Here is a 21,579-nt window from a genome sequence, read left to right as displayed (position 1 = left end):
CACTTCACACACACTACCATCCGGAGCATCCGTTATGAAACAGTTGTTCGCTTCTGTGTTAACCAGCGCGCTTGTCCTCTCCGCTTCACCGGCATTTGCCGCTGAACCTCCAGCTGCACTCCTCAAAGCGGCGCAAGCCGAAGGGACCGTTAACAGCGTCGGTATGCCTGATGACTGGGCGAACTGGAAAGCCACCTGGAATGATCTGAATACCAAATACGGCCTGAAACACAGCGATACAGACATGAGTTCCGCGCAGGAAATCGCGAAATTCCTCGCTGAAAAAGACAACGCCAGTGCTGATATTGGGGATGTGGGTGCAGCCTTTGGTCCGGTCGCGGTTTCTAAAGGCGTTACTCAGCCGTATAAACCGACTACCTGGGATCAGGTGCCTGACTGGGCGAAAGATAAAGACGGTATGTGGGCACTCGCTTATACCGGCACTATCGCGTTCATCATTGATAAATCCCAGGTCAAAGATGAGCCGCACAGCTGGGCCGATCTGCTGAATAGCAAATACAAAGTGACCATCGGTGATGTGAGTACGGCAGCGCAGGCAGCGAACGGCGTGCTGGCGGCAACGTATGCGATGGGTGGCAATGAAAAGGATCTGAAACCAGGTCTGGAATATTTCGGCAAACTGGCGAAAGCAGGGCGTCTGAGCCTGACTAACCCGGTCATCGCTTCTCTGGAAAAAGGTGAAGTGCAGGTTGGCGTGGTCTGGGACTTCAACGGTCTGAGCTATCGCGACAAAATCGACAAAACCCGCTTCGACGTGGTGATCCCATCTGATGGCTCCATCACTTCCGGCTATACCACCATCATCAACAAATTTGCCAAACACCCGAACGCCGCCAAACTGGCTCGTGAATACATCTTCTCCGATGCCGGTCAGATTAACTTAGCGCAGGGTTATGCCCGCCCAATCCGTGCTGATCACATCACTCTGCCAGATGACGCAAAAGCCAAACTGCTGCCATCCAGCGAATACAAAAATGCTCACCCGATTGCCGATCCGGCTGCCTGGGATAAGAGCGCCAAAACCTTGCCTCGTTTGTGGCAGGAAAACGTCATGATCAACATGCAGCAATAATTGCTTAAAAAATAAGAAAAACCGGGCAGCGAAAGCATTGTTTATTTAAAACACCTGTACGAAATAGGCATACATGTAATGAAGAGCATTCTGGTAGTACTCGACGGCCTGAATTATCAGGTCGGCCGCGATGCAATGGGATATTTACAGGCGCAGTGTGCCGCAGGACGCGGTCGCTTGTATCAACTGGAATGCGAACTGCCTTCGCTGTCCCGGCCGCTTTATGAATGCATTCTCACCGGCATTACGCCGGTGGTGAGTGGTATTGTGCATAACCACGTTGACCGGTTATCGACGCAACGCAGTATTTTCCATTATGCCCGGGACGCCGGTCTGACCACGGCAGCTGCGGCTTATCATTGGGTCAGCGAGTTGTATAACCGATCGCCGTTTGACCCGCCGCGTGACCGCCATACCAGCGATGAATCGCTGGCTATCCAGCACGGTCATTTTTATTACGACGACAGTTACCCTGACTCGCATTTGTTCGACGATGCGGAAAGCCTGCGCCGTCGGCATGCCCCAGACTTTTTGCTGATCCACCCGATGAATATCGATGACGCGGGCCATAAATTTGGCCTGTCCTCGCCGCAGTACCGCAATAAAGCGCGGACAGCGGACGGCATTCTTTCGCGTTATCTTGGCGACTGGCTCGATGCCGGTTATCAGGTGATTGTGACCGCCGACCACGGCATGAATGATGACCGCAGCCACGGCGGTATTTTGCCGGAAGAGCGTCAGGTGCCACTGTTTGTATTTGGCAGCGCGTTCAGTTTAAAAGATGCCGCACCACTTCAAACCGAGCTGTGCGGAACCGTTTGTCAGATACTTAATATTGCCCACGACAAGCCACATTGCGCGTCATTACTGGCCTGAATCCGGTCACTTTTAGAGGATCACCGATGAAAGCTAAGTGGATTGCAGCGCTGTTTATGTTGCCGTTTCTGGTATTTTTCATCGCTTTTCAGCTGGCGCCGCTGGCCTGGATTGCAGTGAGCAGTTTTTACAGCGAAACCTACGAAGCCTGGGGGGTGGGCAATTACAGTGACATTCTGACTTCTCCGTTTTATCTGCAGGCCATGCGCTTCTCGCTGGATATTTCGATCTGGTCGAGTTTATACGGTTTGCTTATCGCGTTAGTGGGCAGTTACTCACTTCGTCAGCTGTGCCCGACAAAGCTGCATGATTTCGTCATGTCGTTCACCAACATGACCAGCAACTTCGCTGGCGTACCGCTGGCATTTGCTTTCGTCATCCTGCTTGGCCTGAACGGTTGTCTGACGTTGCTGCTGCGCAAATATGGGCTGATGGAGCACTTCGACCTGTATTCGAAAGACGGGCTGATTGTTCTCTACACCTATTTTCAGATCCCGCTTGGCGTATTGCTGATGTATCCGGCGTTCGATGCCCTGCGCGAAGACTGGCGCGAATCGGCTGCATTGCTGGGTGCTGGTCGCTGGAGTTACTGGCGCTACATCGGCATTCCTGTGCTGTTCCCGGCGCTGCTGGGCACTTTCGTGATTTTGCTCGCCAATGCCCTTGGCGCGTATGCCACGGTCTACGCACTGACCACCGGAAATTTCAACGTGGTGCCGGTGCGCATTGCGGCGCTGGTGTCGGGGGATATTTCCCTCGACCCGAATATGGGCAGCGCGCTGGCGATGTTACTGGTGGTGCTGATGGCCTTTATCACGCTTGTCCATCAGTGGTTATTGCGTAAAAGTTATCTCAGTCAGCGCAGCTGATTGCCCGAAGAAGGAACGTAAGATGTCGCGCTCTGAAGCGATTTACCACCGTGTGGTGAGCTGGGTTTTACTGATTGTCCTGATGTTACCGTTGCTGGCGACGCTGGTGTATGCGCTGGTGCTGGAATGGGGAGCGACGATTTTACCGAGCGGCTTTACGCTCAAATGGCTGGTGGAACTGTGGAGCGATCCGCGCTTCCTGATTGCGCTCTGGCACTCGCTGCTGGTGTGTTTCGGCACGCTTTTCCTGTCGCTGATACTGATCCTGCCACTGATGTTTGTGATTGCTTACTATTTCCCGAAGCTCGACGCACTGATGAATATCCTGATCCTGCTGCCGTTCGCCGTGCCGCCGGTGGTGTCTTCGGTGGGGCTGATGCAGCTCTATTCCGCTGAGCCGCTGGCGCTGACCGGTACCCCGTGGATCCTGATTGGCTGTTACTTCACTATCGCATTGCCATTTATCTATCGTGCTATTTCCAACAACATGCAGGCGATCAATCTTCGTGACCTGATGGATGCTGCGCACCTGCTCGGTGCCAGCACCTGGAAAGCTGCGTTGCTGGTGGTATTACCGAACTTACGCAAGGGGGGAATGATTGCCGTATTGCTGTCGTTCTCGTTCCTCATCGGGGAATTCGTGTTCGCCAACCTGCTGGCGGGCAGCCGTTATGAAACGGTGCAGGTCTATCTCTATAACATGCGCAATGGCAGCGGCCATTTCACCAGCGCATTAGTCATCTCCTATTTCATGGTCGTCCTGATTTTCACCTGGGTGGCAAACATGCTGAACAAAGGAAAGAGCTGATTATGTCGTATTTGCAGGTCACTCAACTCAACAAGTCGTACGGTCCGACGCAGATTTTCAACAACATTGATTTCTCGGCAGAAGAGGGCGAATTCGTCACGTTGCTAGGGCCGAGCGGCTGCGGAAAATCCACACTGCTGCGCTGCCTGGCCGGGCTGACGTCGGTCGACAGTGGAAAAATTGTGATTCAGGGGCAGGACATTGTGCCGCTACCACCACAGCAGCGCGGGATCGGGATGGTCTTCCAGAGCTACGCGTTGTTCCCGAATATGACGGTGGAAGCCAACGTCGCGTTTGGTTTGAAAATGCAAAAGATACCGGCTTCCGAATTGCATCGTCGCGTTGGAGAAGTGCTGGAACTGGTGGAAATGAACGATTACGCCAAACGTTACCCGCATCAGCTTTCCGGTGGTCAGTGTCAGCGTGTGGCGCTGGCGCGTTCACTGGTGACGCAGCCACGCCTGTTGTTGCTCGATGAACCGCTTTCCGCGCTCGATGCCCGTATCCGTAAACATCTGCGCGAACAAATCCGCCGTATTCAGCGCGAAATGAACCTGACGGCAATTTTCGTCACTCACGATCAGGAAGAGGCGCTGACTATGTCAGACCGGATTGTGCTGATGAACAAAGGACAAATCGTCCAAAATGCCGATGCCGAAACCCTGTATACTGAACCGGTGGATGCTTTTGCAGCAGGCTTTATCGGCAGCTATAACCTGCTGAGCTCTGAGCAGGCGATGGCGCTGACCGGCATGACTTACAGGGGGCGCGTCGCTATCCGGCCAGAGTCGGTGACAATATGCGAGCTGATTGAAGGCATTCCGGCTAAAATTCTCAGCCACAGCCTGCTTGGCAACGTGGTGCGTTATCGTGTTGTCGCGCACGGCGTGGAACTTTCTGTGGATGTCTTAAACCGTTCTGTGGCCTCGCTTCTCGCCGATGGCAGCGATATTGGTCTACAGTTAGATCTTGTTACGTTACGGGAAGTTGCATGAAACTGGCGCTGTTTGATCTCGATGAAACCCTGATTAGCGGCGACTGTTCCAGTCTCTGGTCTGCCTATATGGTGGCGAATGGCTGGGTGGCGGATGAGCAGGCTTTCCTGCAACAAGATGCCGCGCTGATGCAACAATATGCCGTGGGTAAGATGGATATGCAGGAGTACATGCGGTGTACTCTGGTGCCACTTGCCGGTCGCAGTGAAACTGACGTTGCGGCAATGGTCGCAAATTATATTCAGGATGTAATAGCACCGCGCATTTATGCGCAGGCGCGTGAGTGTCTGGCCGCTCACCGCGCACAGGGCGACCGGACGGTGATTATTTCCGCATCCGGCGAGCATCTGGTGCGGCCGATTGCCCGCTTCCTCGGTGTTGAGGAAACGCTGGCGATTGGTGTGGAAATTAAAGAAGGGCGCTTTACCGGCGCCACGCAGGGGACGATGACGTATCGCGAAGGCAAAGTGTCGCGCTTACTGGAACTCATCAATCAGGACGATTCCCTGCTGCAACAAGCCAGTTTCTATTCGGATTCCCATAATGATCTGCCCTTACTGACCCGTGTCGGTCAGCCGGTGGCGGTGAATCCGGACGCCATCCTGCTCCAGCACGCCCGGCAGGCAGGATGGCCGGTCTATGCCTGGCGTTAATGGAGCTGTTTTTTCGTGTTAACCCTTTTGCATCTGTTGTCTGCTATTTCTTTGCTCGTATGGGGTACGCACATCGTGCGTACCGGCATCATGCGCGTTTTTGGCGCCAATCTGCGCCGTGTTCTGAGTAACAGTGTTGAGAAAAAACCGCTGGCGTTCGTCGCCGGTATTGGCGTGACCGCACTGGTACAAAGCAGTAACGCGACGGCGCTGCTGGTCACGTCCTTCGTCTCGCAAGGACTGGTTGCGCTGGCACCGGCGCTGGTGATTATTCTCGGCGCTGACGTCGGGACCGCCGTGATGGCGCGTATCCTGACGTTCGATCTCTCCTGGCTTTCCCCGCTGCTGATTTTTGTCGGCGTGGCCTTCTTCCTCAGCCGTAAGCAAACCCGTGCCGGACAAATGGGGCGCGTCTGTATCGGGCTGGGTCTGATTTTACTGGCGCTGGAACTGATTGTGGGCGCTGCGACGCCGATTATGCAGGCCTCCGGCGTGAAGGTTTTATTCTCTTCTCTGACCGGCGATGTGTTGCTCGATGCGCTGACCGGCGCAGTGTTTGCCATCATCAGTTATTCCAGTCTGGCAGCGGTTTTGCTGACCGCAACGCTTGCGGCGACCGGCGTTATCTCGCTCAAAGTCTCCTTATGCCTGGTGATTGGCGCGAACCTCGGCAGCGGGCTGCTGGCGATGATCAACGCCAGCAAAATGAATGCGGCAGGCCGGCGCGTGGCGCTGGGCAGTACGCTGTTCAAACTGATTGGTTTAGTGATTGTGCTGCCGTTTGTCGGGCCGCTTTCCACGCAACTGGCGCGTCTGGGCATCCCGGATGAAGAACTGGTCATTTATTTTCATATGTTCTACAACCTGATCCGCTGTCTGGCGATGGTGCCGCTGACCGCGCCGATGGCGAAGATTTGCCAGCTGATGATTGCCGATGTGCCGGAAGACGATCCGCGTCTGCGTCCGCGCCATCTGGACGTCAGTGCCATTGATACACCGACGCTGGCGCTTTCCAATGCCGCCCGTGAAACCCTGCGTATGGGCGACGTGGTGGAACATATGCTGATCCTCAACCGCGAAGTGATGCACGGGAAACTGGCACAAGATCGCGAAGTACGGCGTCTCGATGACGACGTGGATGTGCTGTACACCGCCATCAAACTGTATCTGGCACAAATTAATAAAGAAGGTCTGGGTGAAGATGATTCGCGCCGTTGGGCTGAAATCATTGAGATGGCGCTGAACCTGGAACAGGCCGGTGACATTATCGAGCGCATGACCGGGGATATCACGGCGAAATCTCACGCCACGCGCCGTGCATTTTCGCCGGAAGGGTTAGTGGAGCTTGAAGCTCTGCATGAGAAATTGCTGGATAATTTGCGTCTGAGTCTGGGCGTATTCCTGTCGAACGACCTGACCAGCGCAAGGCGTTTGCGCCGTTCCAAACATCGTTTCCGTATTCTTGACCGGCGTTATGCGCACGCCCATGTTGACCGTTTGCATCAGCATAACGTGCAGAGCATCGAAACCAGTTCGCTGCACCTCGGGTTGCTGGGTGACATGAAGCGTCTGAACTCTCTGTTTTGTGCGGTGGCGTATAACGTGCTGGATCAGGATGAGCAGGAAGATGAACAGCGCGAACCGAATGACGACGTACAACGGGTGTAATACGAATAAAAACGGGCGCTGAGGATGCGCCCGTTTTTTATTTCACGTTTTGACTGTCTCAGAATCAGTCTTTTTTAACCGGTTTACCTGACCAGTAACCGGCCAGCAACGATCCTGACAGATTATGCCAGACGGAGAACAGTGCCCCCGGCAACGCGGCCAGCGGGGTGAAATAGATTTTTCCGAGCGTCGCGGCTAAACCGGAGTTCTGCATACCCACTTCCATCGCCAGCGTGCGACAGGTGGTTTCATCAAAGCCAAACAACTTCCCGCCCCAGTAACCGCTCAGCAGGCCAATGCCGTTGTGCAGAATAACCGCCACAATCACGATAAGGCCGACAGAACCAATAAAGCCCTGGCTGCCCGCTACCACGGCGCTGATTATCGCCACGATGCACACCATCGAGAAAAGCGGCAGCAGCGGTTCGATGCGTTTTACGGTTTTGGTGAACAAATGATGAATAATCAGACCGGCCAGAATCGGGATAACCACGATCTGCAAAATGCTCAGCAACATGCCTTCGACATCCACTTTGATGTGCGTATCGACATAAAGACGCGTCAGCAACGGCGTGGCGAAAACGCCGACCAGCGTGGAAACGGCAGAAATCGTCACGGAAAGCGCGACGTCACCTTTGGCAAGATAAATCATGACGTTAGATGCAGTGCCGCTGGCGACGCTGCCCACTAAAATCATACCCGCCGATAAATCCGCAGGCATATGGAAGAGTTTTGCCAGCACCCAGGCTGCCAGCGGCATCACCAGATAATGCAGGAAAGTGGCGGCGGCGACCGGGCCCGGACGCGACAGAACGCGCTTGAAATCACCGAATTCGAGGGTGACGCCCATCGCGAACATAATCAGCATCAGCAGGGTGGAAACGTACGGGCCGATCGGGGTGAACGTGCCGGGCGAATAATAGGCCGCGACGGATAACAGCACGGCCCACAGCGGGAACAGGCGGGTTATTTTGGCTAACATTGAGGATGATCCTTGTCTTTGTTGTTTTGCAAAAGGTACAGACAAAAAAAGACCGGGCACATGGCCCGGTCTTCTCAGATACCGCGCCCGTCGTTATTCGAATAGGTTGCGGTGTAGAGTTTTAACGACCTGATCGGCATCGTTGCCCGGCACCAGGAAGCACAGGTTGTAGCTGCTTGCGCCGTAGCAAATCATGCGGATATTGAACGGATCCAGCACGCCGAAGACTTCTTTGCCGACGCCACAGGCCTGCGACAATTTGTTGCCGATGATGGCGACCAGCGCGAGATTTTCTTCCACTTCCACGCGGCACAGTGAGGATAATTCTGTCAGCAGCGAAGTGGTCAGCAGACTCGCATCGGAAGAGGTGGAACCGGTGGTATCCAGCGTCAGCGCAACGCTGACTTCTGAAGTGGTGATGAGATCCACGGAAATGCTGTGACGCGCCAGAATGCCAAACACTTCGGCGAGGAAACCGCGTGAATGCAACATGCTCAGGCTGTGCAGCGTGACCAGCGTTTGTCTGCGACGCAGGGCAATCGCGCGGAACAGCGGCGGATTATCGGTGGTATCGCACACTAACGTGCCGCCGCCCGACGGATCCTTGCTCGAGCCGACAAACACCGGAATACCGCGGCGTACCGCAGGCAGTAACGTAGCCGGGTGCAGCACTTTCGCGCCAAATGTCGCCATTTCAGCGGCTTCTTCAAAAGCGATACGATCAATGCGTTTTGCTGCCGGAACCAGGCGCGGGTCGGTGGTGTAAATTCCCGGTACGTCGGTCCAGATATCCACACGCACAGCGCTCAGCGCTTCGCCCAGCAAGGCCGCTGTATAATCGCTGCCGCCACGGCCCAGCGTGGTGGTGCGGCCTTTGCTTTCGGAGCCGATAAAGCCTTGGGTGATCACCAGCGCGTCCTGCAGGCGCGGTTGCAGCTGCGAAACGGTGAGCTCGCTCAGGGCCTGCGTGTCCGGTTCTGCACGACCGAAACGATCGTTGGTGCGCATGATTTTACGCACGTCGAACCATTCCACCGGCACGTTGCGCTGGCGGATGATTTCAACAAACAGCAGGGTGGACATCAGCTCGCCGTGGCTGACCAGTTCGTCGGTCAGCGCCGTTGATGTCGCGAGGCTGGCGGCTTCAGACAGCATGGCGATGTTTTCCAGCATGCGGCCCAGCTCTTCGCGGATCACCGTCGGATTGTCCAGTCGGTCAATAATGGCATTCTGGATACGGCGAATTTCATCAAGCAGGAACGCCCGGCGCTCAGCTTCTTTGCCTTCGGCCAGCTCGACTAATAAATTGGTGACGCCCGCAGAGGCGGAGAGAACAACCAGACGCACTTCAGGGCGCGACAGAACGATATCTGCACTGCGATTCATAGCGTCGAAATCCGCTACGCTGGTACCGCCGAATTTGGCGACGATAACGTTGCCCAGAGGCTGCGGGTTGGCGTTGCGGGATGCTGCGTAATTCATGTAAAACCTCGTGTCAGGGTCGTCATACCAGACGGCCATCTATTCCATAAACTTTAAGAATTGGCACAAGGGGAGAGCGGGAAGGGGGCAGACGTAGAAATGCTACGATACACCCAGAAGCGCCCCACCTTGTCGACATCCTCTCGGATGCCCGGTGACAACCCAGGGGATTCAGCCCCTGTAGTCGATCATATGCCTGCCGCGGGCTTCAGACCTCGGCGTCGCTCCCCCTGATGTACCTTCGTAGGATTCGGCTCCTCCGATACACTTCCTGGGCGACGCGCCTCTTCTGGCTCACGCGACACGCGCGCGAGTTAGGTGCTTAGGAATAACGGGTTATGGCGCGTCTGTCAACGGTCTCTCGGCCCATGCGCCACATTTTGAACGATTCTCATCTAATATTGTTCTCTGTCATTGTGATTTAGCAGATCTGACCTATCGCAAGAAAAGGCATCTCATCTCGGGAAGTTCAGGATACAATCGGGACAGTTACCTCATATTTATTCTCAGCCTAAGAGCATTGCTATGAAAAATATCAATCCAACTCAGACCGCTGCCTGGCAAGCCCTGCAGCAGCATTTCGACAAGATGAAAGATGTGCAGATTAGCCATCTGTTTGCTGAAGATGGTGATCGTTTCTCCAAGTTCTCTGCCACGTTTGAAGACCAGATGCTGGTCGATTTCTCCAAAAACCGTATCACTACCGAGACGCTGGATAAACTGCAGGCGCTGGCGAAAGAGACCGACCTTCAGGGCGCAATCAAATCGATGTTCTCTGGCGAGAAGATCAACCGCACAGAAGACCGTGCCGTGCTGCACGTTGCCCTGCGTAATCGCAGCAACACGCCAATCGTCGTCGACGGCAAAGATGTGATGCCGGAAGTGAATGCGGTTCTGGCGAAAATCAAAGGCTTCACCGAACGCGTTATCGGCGGCGAGTGGAAAGGTTATACCGGTAAGGCTATCACTGACGTGGTGAACATCGGTATCGGCGGTTCAGACCTCGGCCCGTTCATGGTCACCGAAGCGCTGCGTCCGTACAAAAACCACCTGAATATGCATTTCGTCTCCAACGTGGATGGCACGCACATCGCCGAAACGCTGAAAGACTTGTCTCCGGAAACCACCCTGTTCCTGGTGGCGTCAAAAACCTTCACCACGCAAGAAACCATGACCAACGCCCACAGCGCGCGTGACTGGTTCCTGAAAACCGCAGGCGACGACAAACACGTGGCGAAACACTTCGCGGCGCTGTCTACCAACGGCAAAGCGGTGAGTGAGTTTGGTATCGACACCGACAACATGTTCGAATTCTGGGACTGGGTCGGCGGCCGTTATTCACTGTGGTCTGCAATCGGTCTGTCTATCGCCTTGTCTGTTGGTTTCGATAATTTCGAACAACTGCTGAGCGGCGCTCACGCGATGGATAAACACTTCGCCAATACGCCGGCTGAGAAAAACCTGCCGGTTCTGCTGGCGCTGATCGGTATCTGGTACAACGATTTCTACGGCACCGAAACCGAAGCTATCCTGCCCTACGACCAGTACATGCACCGTTTTGCTGCTTACTTCCAGCAAGGCAACATGGAATCTAACGGTAAGTTCGTTGACCGTAACGGCAATCCTGTGGACTACCAGACTGGCCCGATCATCTGGGGCGAGCCGGGTACCAATGGTCAGCACGCGTTCTACCAGCTGATTCACCAGGGCACCAAAATCATCCCTTGTGACTTTATCGCACCCGCTATAAGCCATAACCCGCTGAGCGATCACCATGCGAAACTGCTGTCTAACTTCTTCGCACAGACAGAAGCGTTGGCATTCGGTAAATCTCTTGATGTCGTCGAGAAAGAATTCGCCGATCAGGGTAAAAAACCGGAAGACGTGAAACACGTTGCTCCGTTCAAAGTGTTCGAAGGTAACCGTCCGACCAACTCCATCCTGCTGCGTGAAATCACGCCTTACAGCCTGGGTGCGTTGATCGCGATGTACGAGCATAAAATCTTTACTCAGGGCGCAATCCTGAACATCTACACCTTCGACCAATGGGGTGTGGAACTGGGCAAACAGCTGGCAAACCGTATCCTGCCAGAGCTGGAAGGCGACAAAGATGTTACCGGCCACGACAGCTCGACTAACGGTTTGATCAATCGTTTCAAAAACTGGCGCTAATACCCGTCATCCTTCGCGCTGCCCCGGTATTGGCTGTGTTGATCCAGCACGAATGATTTAGGGTATTCAGGTTTTTATACGTCAAAATAAAAGGGTCTGCCTTCACCGGTAGGCCCTTTTTTAATGGCGCTTTGCCGGTGCTGACTCTGTGGTATTCTGCGGGTATTCATAACAAAAATGGGATGTAGATCACATGGCAGGATCAAAACGCGCAATGATGATATCCGTCATTATGCAGCGAATCTTGAACGTTTTCTTATTAGGGCTGGCCGCGATCCTGATGATTTTTATCGGACGCGAAACCTATCATTTGGCCATGGTGTTGTTCGTAAATAACGACCAGTCTTCGTCGTATTTGCTGATAGAGGGGATTGTGATTTACTTCCTCTATTTCGAATTTATCGCGCTGATTATTAAATATTTCTCCTCGGGATATCACTTCCCATTGCGCTATTTTATTTACATCGGTATTACCGCGATTATCCGTCTGATTATCGTCGACCACAAAAGTCCTTATGACACACTGGTTTACGCCTGCGCCATCCTCGTGCTGGTCGTGACGCTGTTCCTTGCTAACGGCGAACGTCTGCGCCGCGAATAAAACAGGCCATTACTGACCCGCATTCATGCGCTAGAATGCGGGTCAGATAATTCATTGGAGGTATGAATACCTTCATTACGGAGCCGTTGATGTCTGATTCCCATTCCCCTGAACAATCCCCGATCTACTGGTTTGACGATCCTTCGCATGTGCCTGCGGATGTGGCTGACTGGCTGATGGAAATGGGATCCATGACGCGCCGCTTTGAAAAGCAGGGTGTTACCGTCACCGTGAAGCCGCAAAATGAATGTTTTGTCAGCCGCGATGAACTGGGTGAAAGTGAAGCGCAGCAGTTGCCGGAAAGTGCCCGTTACTGGATCCGCGAAATCGTGCTGTTTGGGGATGCCGAACCCTGGCTGCTGGGCCGCACGGTCATTCCTGAAGAAACACTGACGGGGCCGGATCTGGCGCTGGTTGATTTAGGCACAGTCCCGCTTGGGCGCTATCTTTTTAGCGGCAATAATCTGACCCGCGATTACATTCATTTGGGACAATTGCAAAGTGAACAGGGTGACTTATGGGCGCGTCGATCCCGCCTGCGGTTGTCTGATAAACCACTGCTGCTGACTGAAGTTTTCCTCCCGGACTCGCCGTTGCATCGCCCGCAAAATGAGGTGGGGCAATAATGAGTCAGACGAATCAACAAGGAGAACAGAGAGTGTCGGGAAGTATGACTCAGGGCACATGGCGTGATTACTGCCGCCTGATGCGTATTGATAAGCCTATCGGTTCACTGTTGCTGTTGTGGCCAACATTATGGGCATTGTGGGTAGCCGGTGGCGGACTGCCTTCGGCAAAGATTTTGCTGGTTTTCGTGCTGGGCGTATTCTTTATGCGTGCTGCCGGTTGTGTGGTGAACGACTACGCCGATCGTAAATTTGATGGTCATGTGAAACGCACTGCCAATCGCCCGCTGCCGAGCGGTGCCATTTCCGGTAAGCAGGCGAAAATGCTTTTCGTCGGGCTGGTGCTGGTGTCCTTCCTGCTGGTTCTGTTGCTCAACCGCATGACGATTTTGCTGTCTCTGGCCGGGCTGGCGCTGGCGTGGATTTATCCGTTTATGAAACGGGTCAGCCATCTGCCACAGGTTGTATTAGGTGCGGCATTTGGCTGGGCCATTCCGATGGCTTACGCGGCGGTCAGCGAAAGCGTACCGCTCAGCTGCTGGCTGATGTTTGCCGCCAATATCTGCTGGACGGTGGCGTATGACACGCAATATGCGATGGTCGATCGTGACGACGATTTGAAAATCGGTGTGAAATCCACAGCGATTCTTTTCGGCCGTTTTGACACGCTGATTATCGGCCTGTTGCAACTGGCGACGTTAGTGCTGATGGGTATTGTCGGCCATCTGTCGCAACTTGGCGCGCCGTTCTACTGCTCGCTGCTGCTGGCTGCCGCACTGTTTGTGCATCAGCAAAAGCTGATTGCTAAGCGCGAGCGCGATGCCTGTTTCCTCGCTTTTCGTCAGAACAACTATGTCGGGCTGGTTCTGTTCCTCGGCATTTTGATGAGCCTTTCAGCCATCACGTTGTAAGTGTTTCCGCACTGATTCAGCGCCCATAAAAAACGCCCGGACTCTGTAAGAAGTCCGGGCGTTTTGTTTTTGCCGTCTGCTGGCTGGCGCAACTTTATGGCTGACGCAACTAAAGCCAGTTAATGGTCGGTATCGCGCACATCCATCTTCGGCTCAGCCGGCGGTTCTGTCGGTTGCGGTAGCTCAGAAGGCATTCCCGCACTTTCAATGGTGAGCTTGATATCCGGCGTCATCAAATCGCTGAGCATGATGTAAATCTCACGCGTTTGTTCCTGAATAGCATCACCGCTGTCACTGATATAGCCCTCGGCGCGTAACGTGCCGACCAGCGTGGAGAACACCGCTTTATCGAAGAACTCAGGTGCATTGATACCGTGCAATACGGACAAACGCTGCGCCATAATCCGGCTCTCTTTTTCCAGCGCACCACGGTTGATGCTTGGATTATTGGTGAGCAGCGAGAAGGTAATCGCGTAGCGTTGCAGTGTTTCACGCACACCTGCGGCCAGCAGTTGCAACGTGCGGATACGCGCCGGGTTCAGCGTCAGTTCATCGTCTTCCAGATGAATGATTTGCTGACGCGCCAGTTCCAGCGTCAGGACATCCAGCACCTGCGGCAGCGCTGATTTATCAAAGTGCATAAACAGTTCAGCTTTGAGCATCGGATAAATTAGCTCGACCTGACGCAGTAATTCGGCGCGGGTGACCTGACGGTGATGCATCACAATGCTTGAAATCAGCGACGGCAACACCAGCATATGATGGATGTTGTTACGGTAATACGTCATCAGAACAGCCTGCTCGCGCGGCAGAACGATGATGTCACCGATGTTGTCTTTCTCGACCTGGAACTTATTCATGTTCAGGGCGTGATCGAGCAGCTGATCGGCGGTCAGATCAGGCACGGTCGAGTCCGCGTTATACGGTACGTTACGCAGCAATTGCAGATAGCAGTCTATTTGCTCGGTCAGCTGTTCGCGGGTCAGCGAGCGCTGACGCGATGCCAGCAGCGCGGTACAACACAGGTTCATGGCATTGGCTGCCGCTGAGTTGTTGATACGCACCATGATCTGCTCAGCCAGATCCTGCACCGTTGGCGTCAGCCAGCTTGGACGTTGCGCTTCAATCGGGTCGATTGCTTCACGCCAGGTCGGGACGTTCTGGTTCAGATAAGTGGTCAGATGCAGCGGCTCACCGAAGTTCACATACCCCTGACCGAGGTTGCGCAATTTGCGCAGCCCGTTCAGCATCTGTGTCAGGCTTTCTTTCTCTTTGGTCGCCCCGCGTAACTCTTTCGCGTAAGTACCCACTTCCATCACGTGCTCATAACCGATGTAAATCGGCACTAGCGTAATCGGACGTGAACCCCCGCGCAGCATGGCCTGAATGGTCATCGCCAGCGTACCGGTTTTCGGTTCCAGCAGACGGCCGGTGCGTGAACGGCCACCTTCGACAAAGTATTCGACCGAATAACCGCGACTGAACAATTCGCCCAGATATTCGCGGAAAACGGTGGAATAGAGTTTGTTGCCTTTAAAGGTACGACGGATGAAGAACGCACCCAGACGGCGGAAAATCGGGCCAGCTGGCCAGAAGTTCAGGTTGATACCGGCAGCGATGTGCGGTGGCACCAGCCCCTGATGATAGAGCACATAAGACAGCAGCAGGTAGTCCATGTGGCTGCGGTGGCAGGGCACATACACAATTTCCTGACCATCCAGCGCCAGCTGACGAACGCGCTCAGCATTGTTGACGTTGATGCCTTTATATAAGCGGTTCCACGTCCAGCTCAGCACGCGGTCTGAAAGACGTACGGCTTCATAAGAGAAGTTCGCCGCGATTTCTTCCATCAGTGCGATAGCGTTCTGCTGGGCTTTTTCGTGGGAAATTTTCTTACTGCGGGCTTCGTCTTCAATCGCTTTTTCGATGGCTTTGGAAGCCAGCAATTTATTGAATAAATCCTGACGAGCCGGAAGACGCGGGCCGACTGCCGCAAGACGCTGACGGGAGAAATGCATACGCGCCACGCGGGCCAGTTTCTGAGCGATAGTTTTGTCGGTGCCGTGCTCCGTCGCCATATAACGCAGGGAAACGGTATTGGAGAACCGGACAAAACTGTCACGGCCGAGCCACAGCACGGCGAAGAATTTCTGAATGCCGTTCAGCACGCGCAAATGCGGCGTATCATCCTGACCTTCACGGCCCGGCGCACGGCCAAACATCACGGAAACCGGCAGCATCTGAATGTCTAAATCCGGATTGTTACGGTGTAAATCCAGATAGTCGTGGAACAGTTTTACGGATTCCTGCTTCGGCGTGTAATACGAGAATACGCGCGGGCCTTCAGCGATGAAAACATGGCTTGGCAGCAGGGTTCCGTCAATTTCCAGCGGAATAAGGGGATCGGGCAGATTCTGTGCCAGACATTGCGCACGCAATGTCAGCAAATCCGCCTTGGAATTATAAGGTAACACGTACAAAATCGGCCGCGTCGGGTCTAAATGCAACTCGGTAACCGGATCTGAAGGTATGACCTTGCTCTTTACCAGCAATGAGAGTGGTAAATTCAATAATGTATAATAAAGTCTACGCCAACCTGACATAAAAACGTGAAGCCTCTTGTTAGCAATTTCGCCGCAAGGATACCAGAAAGCTCAGATGAGATCTGTGGTGATGCAATACCATATAACAGCTAAAATGCTGCAAACACTCTAAGGATCAGTACCCGAAATGGCGAATCAAGTCACTGGATTTACCCGAATTTATAAAGCGGCCGGATATTCCTGGAAAGGACTGAAAGCTGCATGGCAAAACGAAGCGGCTTTTCGTCAGGAAGCCAGCGTAGCTATCCCGCTAATTTTGTTATCTTTCTGGCTTGATGTCAGCACAGTTGAACGCATTCTGCTGGTAGGCTCCGTCGTGCTGGTCTGCGTCACTGAGCTGCTCAACAGTGCGGTGGAGTGCGCGATTGACCGTATCGGTTCAGAGTTTCACGTGCTTTCTGGACGCGCAAAAGATATCGGCTCTGCTGCCGTACTTCTGACCATCATATTGGCGATTTTTGTCTGGGTCAGTATCTTTTGGCCGCGATGGTTCTGATCTGGAATCTGTATTCCAGGAATCACCGTTATGCCCTGTTTTTATTCAATCTTAGGTTTTCATTGACCGTTTAGCTGTATATACTCACAGCAAGACTGTATAAACAACCAGGGGGCGGAATGAAAGCTTTAACGACCAGACAACAAGAGGTCTATGACCTTATTCGCGATCATATCTCCACCACCGGTATGCCACCGACCCGCGCAGAGATTGCATCGCGTCTGGGTTTTCGTTCTCCCAATGCGGCGGAAGAACACCTGAAAGCGCTGGCACGTAAAGGCGTTATCGAGATTGTCTCCGGTGCATCTCGTGGTATCCGTCTGCTGATGGAAGAAGAAGAAGGTTTACCGCTGATTGGCCGCGTTGCCGCCGGTGAACCGCTGCTGGCTCAGCAACATATCGAAGGGCATTACCAGGTTGACCCGGCGATGTTCAAACCGAGCGCCGATTTCCTGCTGCGCGTCAGCGGTATGTCGATGCGTGACATCGGTATTCTCGACGGCGATTTGCTGGCCGTGCATAAAACGCAGGACGTGCGTAATGGACAGGTTGTCGTGGCCCGCATCGATGACGAAGTCACCGTGAAACGCCTGAAAAAACAGGGCAGCGTGGTGCAGTTATTGCCTGAGAACAGCGAATTCCAGCCAATCGTGGTGGATTTGCGCGAGCAGAATTTCAGCATTGAAGGGCTGGCGGTAGGCGTCATCCGCAACGGCGACTGGATTTGACCTTCGTACTTCGAGCTGCAAATGCGTTGGCTGCGTGCGTTCACCCGAATCAGTGACTCTTGTCAGCTCATCGGGATTCTCCTACTTGCCGCCTTCCTGCAACTCGAATTACTCGGTCAGATATTACTGAGTCAGATTTCGAAGACCAAAGACATATTGAATATGGATGGCGGCCGCCCTGGCATCCATGTGAATTCAAAGAGAAATGCGTTTCTCTCATCGTCGCCCCTTTCGGGGCGATGTCATTTCCAGGCATAACCTGAACCTCCGGCATGAGATTCTCTATGCAACATCATTCCCTGCGACAAGCATTCAAAAACACCTTTTTAAGTCCTGCCGATAAAGCACTCTGGACGCTGGCGTTACCGATGATATTTTCAAATATCACGGTGCCACTTCTCGGCCTGGTAGATACGGCAGTGATCGGTCATCTCGACAGCGCGGATTATCTCGGTGGCGTGGCGGTCGGTTCGATGATCACCACTTTCCTCTTCATGATGCTGCTGTTTCTGCGCATGAGCACTACCGGCATGACCGCCCAGGCGCTGGGCGCGAAAGATAATCAGCTGCTGGCACGTGCTTTTGTGCAGCCCTTTTTGCTGGCGGTGCTGGCGGGTTTCATCATCTTATTGTTTCGCCATCCGCTGATGGAACTGGCATTTCATGTCGTCGGAGGCAGTCAGTCGGTGCTTGTACAGGCGAGGCTTTTTATAGAAATCCGCTGGTTCAGTGCGCCTGCCTCGCTGGCGAATCTGGTGATCCTCGGCTGGCTGCTGGGTATTCAATATATTCGCGGGCCGGTGATTTTGCTGATTGCCGGAAACTTGCTGAATATTATTCTGGATATCTGGCTGGTGATGGGGCTGGGGCTGAACGTGCGCGGTGCAGCGATAGCCACGGCCAGTTCGGAGTATTTCACGCTGTTCATCGGGCTGTATTTTGTCTGGCGTGTGATGAAACGACGCGGTATCACCGGCGCAGAAATCACCTCTGCGTGGCGGGGTAATCTGCGCCGTTTGCTCGGGCTTAACCGCGACATCATGCTGCGTTCATTGCTGCTGCAGCTTTGCTTTGCCTCGCTGACCGTACTGGGCGCGCGGCTCGGCAGCCACATTGTGGCGGTCAACGCCGTGCTGATGAATCTGTTGACCTTTACCGCGTTCGCGCTCGATGGCTTTGCTTATGCCATTGAAGCCCATTCCGGTGAGGCGTTTGGTGCGCGTAATCGCGAAAAATTACTGAACGTGTGGCATGCCGCGTGCCGTCAGGCCGGGCTGGTGGCACTGGCCTTTGCGCTGATTTACGCCATATCAGGCGAGACGATTATAAATGCGCTGACGTCACTCCCCGAATTGCGTGAGCTGGCGGATCATTATCTTGGCTGGCAGATTGTACTTCCGCTGGTGGCGGTCTGGTGTTATCTGCTCGACGGCATGTTTATCGGCGCAACGCGCGGGCGTGATATGCGTAACAGTATGGTGGTCGCTGCGCTCGGATACGGGCTGACGCTTCTGACCTTGCCGGCGCTTGGAAACCACGCGTTGTGGCTGGCGCTGACCGTTTTCCTCGGATTGCGTGGGATTTCATTGGGCTGGATATGGCGTCGTTACTGGCAGCGTGATAGCTGGTTTTCTTCTCCCGGACACTGATTTCGCAGTGTTTTATCAAAGAGATAAATCTTCTGTTGCCGTTATTTTCTGCTTTGGATTAATCCTAATAGTGGTTTTAATCGCTATCAGAGGAGGATTAATCCAGATTCTCTACTAACCTTAGAAGTGCTAAGGACGAGCTGCCAGAGCAAAACGCAGCTCCATAAACCCAAGGTAACAGGAGATATTTTATGAATAAGGACCAAGCCGACGGTAACTGGAAGCAGTTCAAAGGGAAAGTGAAAGAAAAATGGGGCAAACTGACAGATGACGACCTGACAGTGGTTGAAGGTAAACGTGATCAGTTGGTTGGTAAAATTCAGGAGCGTTACGGCTATCAGAAAGATCAGGCCGAGAAAGAGCTCAAGGAATGGGAAACCAGCAACAAATATCACTGGTAATACGCGACTCCCCCTCGCGTGTCAGTGACGTATCCTGAGATTTAGCTGCTCCTGCCCGGAACGCTTCAGGATACGGGTACACGGATGTACCCAACTTTATGTCTTCACTTCATTATGTCTTAGCTTCAACAATCCCCCACCAAAACACTCAATCCCTCAGCGTTTTTTCACCACAATACTGTGGTCATGATCACAGTGATCATGGCTGTCACAGGTTTCAACGACTTTACATTCCCCGCACAAACCGTGGGCTTCCACCACTGAATGGCGAAGCTCAAAGCCCGATTCCGCCGCCAGTTTCTCCAGACGTTCTTCGATACCGTCAGTGGTTTTTTCCGTCACCAGCCCGCAGCGGTCGCAGATAAATAGCGCTGATGTGTGGCTCGGTTCTTCGAAATGATGGCAAAGCACGTAGCTGTTAGCAGATTCCACCCGATGGATAAACCCTTGTTCGAGCAGAAAATCCAGTGCGCGGTAAACGGTCGGAGGCTTTGCCTGAGGTTCGCTGACACGTAGCAGATCAAGCAAGTCATAGGCGCTGATCGCACCGGGTTGTTGCGTCATCAGGCGCAGTACTTCCAGCCGCTGCGGCGTAAGACGAACATTGCGCTGCTGGCAAAGTTCTTCGGCTTGCGAAAGTAATTTTTCCGGATTATTCAGGGTCATAGCAACGTTCTCTGAGCGCAGATTGGGATCGGTAGGCCACATCATGCGACCATTGTTGATTTTATCACGCTTGGGCTAAAACGACGAATTATGCGCCATTCATCCCGCCATCGCGTCCAGCGCTTTTTCCACATACAAATATCCGATGCCCATAATCTGCTGCTCCCGGCTCAGCGTTCCCGGCGCAATATGTGTTGCCTGAGTTTTAACGTGATCAGTACGGTCAAACGGATTGAGACCGCTTTGTCCGCAGACGGTTTTCAGCCATGCATCGCCAAAACCACAACTGCGACCATAAAGATAAATGTGGTTTATATTCAGTATGTTGAGGAAGTTATACAGACTCAGCCCCAGCGCGCGGGCACCTTGCATAACCTGCTCACAAATGGCACTTTCACCCCGGTGATAGCGGTCGATCAGTTCCTGCGTTGAAGGCCTTCGTCTTGCCGGATCCGCAGGCTCAAGCTGACGGGCTTTTTTCTTTAATGCCGACAATGACGCCAGCGTTTCCAGGCAACCATATCGCCCGCAGGCGCACCGGTCGCCGTGGGGATCAATGATGGTATGGCCGATTTGTCCGCTACCGAACAGATTACCGCGATAAATTTGCTGATTGATTACGAAGGAAGATCCGATGCCGTAATCAACATTAATCACGCAGAAATCCTGATGATTATTAGCATTTTGCCATTTCTCCGCCAGCGCCAGCATGATGCAATCATTGTCCATCAGGATGTCAGTTTGCAGCTTTTGTTCCAGCAGATACTTAATCTCAATTTCGCCGGTCCAGGGCGCTTGTGGCATCCGCTGTGACACGCCAGTGGTCGGATTAACCTGCCCGTGGATCGCCAATGCCAGCCGGATTTTCATACCGGGATAGTTTTTCTTGTACTGATGAAAACAGACTTCGATTTGTGCCAGCAGCGCATCCGGCGTTCTGACTGAAATCTCCGTCATCTGATAGTCACTCAGCGGCAAAATAAGCCTGCTGACCAGAATGCTTTCGATGCGGTAAGGCGTGATGTTCAGGCACAGCACGGCGCTGCCATCGGTGGCTATCTGATAACTGCCGCCGCCCAGCCCGCGCGAATGTAAATTGACCGGGCTGTGCGTGATCAACTCTTCGCTTTGCAGATCGTCGAGGATCTTGCTGATGGCCGGGATCGACAGACGGGAAATCCGGGCCAGCGTGGATTTACTGGCTTTTTTCTCGCGATACAGCAGCGTCATCAGTACCTGTTTATTGAACTGACGTAGCCGCAGGTTATTCAATCCGGTTACCGACATTTACTAAACCCTG

At 53.5% G+C, this 21,579-nt stretch carries 20 protein-coding genes and 1 riboswitch; of the genes, 15 read left to right on the top strand and 5 right to left on the bottom strand.

All coding sequences use genetic code 11. The annotated features are described in order from the left end of the window. Positions 1 to 34 precede the first annotated feature (34 nt). From J1784_RS13610 to J1784_RS13580, 7 genes are all read left to right on the top strand, one after another. Complete coding sequence (locus J1784_RS13610) at positions 35 to 1,093, top strand: ABC transporter substrate-binding protein (RefSeq protein WP_217149666.1); 1,059 nt, start codon at positions 35 to 37, stop codon at positions 1,091 to 1,093. A 78-nt stretch (positions 1,094 to 1,171) separates the two neighbouring features. After that, a complete protein-coding gene (locus J1784_RS13605; RefSeq protein ID WP_217149665.1) occupies positions 1,172 to 1,969 on the top strand; it encodes an alkaline phosphatase family protein in 798 nt (265 codons plus the stop codon). Between the two features lie 26 nt (positions 1,970 to 1,995). Continuing rightward, positions 1,996 to 2,838: an ABC transporter permease gene (locus J1784_RS13600; protein WP_217149664.1), complete on the top strand. Its 843-nt coding sequence runs from the start codon at positions 1,996 to 1,998 to the stop codon at positions 2,836 to 2,838. 22 nt (positions 2,839 to 2,860) lie between these two features. After that, complete coding sequence (locus tag J1784_RS13595; RefSeq protein WP_217149663.1) at positions 2,861 to 3,646, top strand: ABC transporter permease; 786 nt, start codon at positions 2,861 to 2,863, stop codon at positions 3,644 to 3,646. Between the two features lie 2 nt (positions 3,647 to 3,648). Continuing rightward, a complete protein-coding gene (locus tag J1784_RS13590; RefSeq protein WP_217149662.1) occupies positions 3,649 to 4,641 on the top strand; it encodes an ABC transporter ATP-binding protein in 993 nt (330 codons plus the stop codon). Next, positions 4,638 to 5,294 (top strand): HAD family hydrolase, encoded by a 657-nt coding sequence (locus J1784_RS13585; RefSeq protein WP_217149661.1) that lies wholly within the window; start codon positions 4,638 to 4,640, stop codon positions 5,292 to 5,294. The genes J1784_RS13590 and J1784_RS13585 overlap by 4 nt, the downstream gene beginning before the upstream one ends. Before the next feature lie 15 nt (positions 5,295 to 5,309). Further along, positions 5,310 to 6,962, top strand: coding sequence for a Na/Pi cotransporter family protein (locus tag J1784_RS13580; protein ID WP_217149660.1), 1,653 nt, complete (start codon positions 5,310 to 5,312; stop codon positions 6,960 to 6,962). 64 nt (positions 6,963 to 7,026) lie between these two features. On the opposite strand, the gene panS is transcribed toward J1784_RS13580, so the two are convergent. Further along, positions 7,027 to 7,944, bottom strand: a complete 918-nt coding sequence (panS, locus tag J1784_RS13575; RefSeq protein WP_217149659.1) for a ketopantoate/pantoate/pantothenate transporter PanS — start codon at positions 7,942 to 7,944, stop codon at positions 7,027 to 7,029. Between the two features lie 93 nt (positions 7,945 to 8,037). Then, on the bottom strand, positions 8,038 to 9,426 hold the full coding sequence (gene lysC / locus J1784_RS13570; protein WP_217149658.1) for a lysine-sensitive aspartokinase 3: 1,389 nt from the start codon (positions 9,424 to 9,426) through the stop codon (positions 8,038 to 8,040). A gap of 109 nt (positions 9,427 to 9,535) precedes the next feature. Continuing rightward, a riboswitch (Lysine riboswitch) is annotated at positions 9,536 to 9,723 on the bottom strand. 228 nt (positions 9,724 to 9,951) lie between these two features. Here lysC and pgi point away from each other — a divergent pair. The 4 genes from pgi (at position 9,952) to ubiA (ending at position 13,736) form a co-directional block, all read left to right on the top strand. Next, positions 9,952 to 11,598, top strand: coding sequence for a glucose-6-phosphate isomerase (pgi, locus tag J1784_RS13565; RefSeq protein ID WP_217149657.1), 1,647 nt, complete (start codon positions 9,952 to 9,954; stop codon positions 11,596 to 11,598). A 193-nt stretch (positions 11,599 to 11,791) separates the two neighbouring features. Further along, positions 11,792 to 12,199 (top strand): phosphate-starvation-inducible protein PsiE, encoded by a 408-nt coding sequence (gene psiE, locus J1784_RS13560; protein WP_095924316.1) that lies wholly within the window; start codon positions 11,792 to 11,794, stop codon positions 12,197 to 12,199. A gap of 89 nt (positions 12,200 to 12,288) precedes the next feature. Beyond that, complete coding sequence (gene ubiC / locus J1784_RS13555; protein WP_217149656.1) at positions 12,289 to 12,825, top strand: chorismate lyase; 537 nt, start codon at positions 12,289 to 12,291, stop codon at positions 12,823 to 12,825. A 44-nt stretch (positions 12,826 to 12,869) separates the two neighbouring features. Continuing rightward, positions 12,870 to 13,736, top strand: coding sequence for a 4-hydroxybenzoate octaprenyltransferase (gene ubiA / locus J1784_RS13550; protein ID WP_217149684.1), 867 nt, complete (start codon positions 12,870 to 12,872; stop codon positions 13,734 to 13,736). 119 nt (positions 13,737 to 13,855) lie between these two features. On the opposite strand, the gene plsB is transcribed toward ubiA, so the two are convergent. Next, the gene (gene plsB / locus J1784_RS13545) at positions 13,856 to 16,339 is read right to left on the bottom strand and encodes a glycerol-3-phosphate 1-O-acyltransferase PlsB (RefSeq protein WP_217149655.1); all 2,484 of its coding nucleotides are present in this window, start codon (positions 16,337 to 16,339) and stop codon (positions 13,856 to 13,858) included. Between the two features lie 127 nt (positions 16,340 to 16,466). Here plsB and J1784_RS13540 point away from each other — a divergent pair, with 127 nt between their 5' ends. The 4 genes from J1784_RS13540 (at position 16,467) to J1784_RS13525 (ending at position 19,613) form a co-directional block, all read left to right on the top strand. After that, positions 16,467 to 16,835, top strand: coding sequence for a diacylglycerol kinase (locus tag J1784_RS13540; RefSeq protein ID WP_217149654.1), 369 nt, complete (start codon positions 16,467 to 16,469; stop codon positions 16,833 to 16,835). A 119-nt stretch (positions 16,836 to 16,954) separates the two neighbouring features. After that, the gene (gene lexA, locus J1784_RS13535; protein WP_047605531.1) at positions 16,955 to 17,563 is read left to right on the top strand and encodes a transcriptional repressor LexA; all 609 of its coding nucleotides are present in this window, start codon (positions 16,955 to 16,957) and stop codon (positions 17,561 to 17,563) included. Positions 17,564 to 17,847: 284 nt separating this feature from the next. Continuing rightward, positions 17,848 to 19,212, top strand: a complete 1,365-nt coding sequence (gene dinF / locus J1784_RS13530; protein ID WP_217149653.1) for an MATE family efflux transporter DinF — start codon at positions 17,848 to 17,850, stop codon at positions 19,210 to 19,212. 191 nt (positions 19,213 to 19,403) lie between these two features. After that, positions 19,404 to 19,613: a CsbD family protein gene (locus J1784_RS13525; protein WP_112287077.1), complete on the top strand. Its 210-nt coding sequence runs from the start codon at positions 19,404 to 19,406 to the stop codon at positions 19,611 to 19,613. A gap of 156 nt (positions 19,614 to 19,769) precedes the next feature. On the opposite strand, the gene zur is transcribed toward J1784_RS13525, so the two are convergent. After that, complete coding sequence (gene zur, locus J1784_RS13520) at positions 19,770 to 20,279, bottom strand: zinc uptake transcriptional repressor Zur (protein WP_217149652.1); 510 nt, start codon at positions 20,277 to 20,279, stop codon at positions 19,770 to 19,772. Between the two features lie 99 nt (positions 20,280 to 20,378). Further along, on the bottom strand, positions 20,379 to 21,566 hold the full coding sequence (locus J1784_RS13515; RefSeq protein WP_217149651.1) for an ROK family transcriptional regulator: 1,188 nt from the start codon (positions 21,564 to 21,566) through the stop codon (positions 20,379 to 20,381). Between the last annotated feature and the right edge of the window lie 13 nt (positions 21,567 to 21,579).

Source organism: Rahnella ecdela, from assembly GCF_019049625.1.
Lineage (GTDB): Bacteria > Pseudomonadota > Gammaproteobacteria > Enterobacterales > Enterobacteriaceae > Rahnella > Rahnella ecdela.
The sequence above is the reverse complement of the archived record's forward strand: the minus strand, read 5'-3'. Positions and strand labels throughout refer to the sequence as shown.

Bases quoted from the DNA above. Each gene is read 5' to 3' on its own strand.
- J1784_RS13610 (WP_217149666.1), top strand. From the start codon at position 35: ATGAAACAGTTGTTCGCTTCTGTGTTAACCAGCGCGCTTGTCCTCTCC.
- J1784_RS13605 (WP_217149665.1), top strand. From the start codon at position 1,172: ATGAAGAGCATTCTGGTAGTACTCGACGGCCTGAATTATCAGGTCGGC.
- J1784_RS13600 (WP_217149664.1), top strand. From the start codon at position 1,996: ATGAAAGCTAAGTGGATTGCAGCGCTGTTTATGTTGCCGTTTCTGGTA.
- J1784_RS13595 (WP_217149663.1), top strand. From the start codon at position 2,861: ATGTCGCGCTCTGAAGCGATTTACCACCGTGTGGTGAGCTGGGTTTTA.
- J1784_RS13590 (WP_217149662.1), top strand. From the start codon at position 3,649: ATGTCGTATTTGCAGGTCACTCAACTCAACAAGTCGTACGGTCCGACG.
- J1784_RS13585 (WP_217149661.1), top strand. From the start codon at position 4,638: ATGAAACTGGCGCTGTTTGATCTCGATGAAACCCTGATTAGCGGCGAC.
- panS (WP_217149659.1), bottom strand. From the start codon at position 7,944: ATGTTAGCCAAAATAACCCGCCTGTTCCCGCTGTGGGCCGTGCTGTTA.
- lysC (WP_217149658.1), bottom strand. From the start codon at position 9,426: ATGAATTACGCAGCATCCCGCAACGCCAACCCGCAGCCTCTGGGCAAC.
- pgi (WP_217149657.1), top strand. From the start codon at position 9,952: ATGAAAAATATCAATCCAACTCAGACCGCTGCCTGGCAAGCCCTGCAG.
- psiE (WP_095924316.1), top strand. From the start codon at position 11,792: ATGGCAGGATCAAAACGCGCAATGATGATATCCGTCATTATGCAGCGA.
- ubiC (WP_217149656.1), top strand. From the start codon at position 12,289: ATGTCTGATTCCCATTCCCCTGAACAATCCCCGATCTACTGGTTTGAC.
- ubiA (WP_217149684.1), top strand. From the start codon at position 12,870: ATGACTCAGGGCACATGGCGTGATTACTGCCGCCTGATGCGTATTGAT.
- plsB (WP_217149655.1), bottom strand. From the start codon at position 16,339: ATGTCAGGTTGGCGTAGACTTTATTATACATTATTGAATTTACCACTC.
- J1784_RS13540 (WP_217149654.1), top strand. From the start codon at position 16,467: ATGGCGAATCAAGTCACTGGATTTACCCGAATTTATAAAGCGGCCGGA.
- lexA (WP_047605531.1), top strand. From the start codon at position 16,955: ATGAAAGCTTTAACGACCAGACAACAAGAGGTCTATGACCTTATTCGC.
- dinF (WP_217149653.1), top strand. From the start codon at position 17,848: ATGCAACATCATTCCCTGCGACAAGCATTCAAAAACACCTTTTTAAGT.
- J1784_RS13525 (WP_112287077.1), top strand. From the start codon at position 19,404: ATGAATAAGGACCAAGCCGACGGTAACTGGAAGCAGTTCAAAGGGAAA.
- zur (WP_217149652.1), bottom strand. From the start codon at position 20,279: ATGACCCTGAATAATCCGGAAAAATTACTTTCGCAAGCCGAAGAACTT.
- J1784_RS13515 (WP_217149651.1), bottom strand. From the start codon at position 21,566: ATGTCGGTAACCGGATTGAATAACCTGCGGCTACGTCAGTTCAATAAA.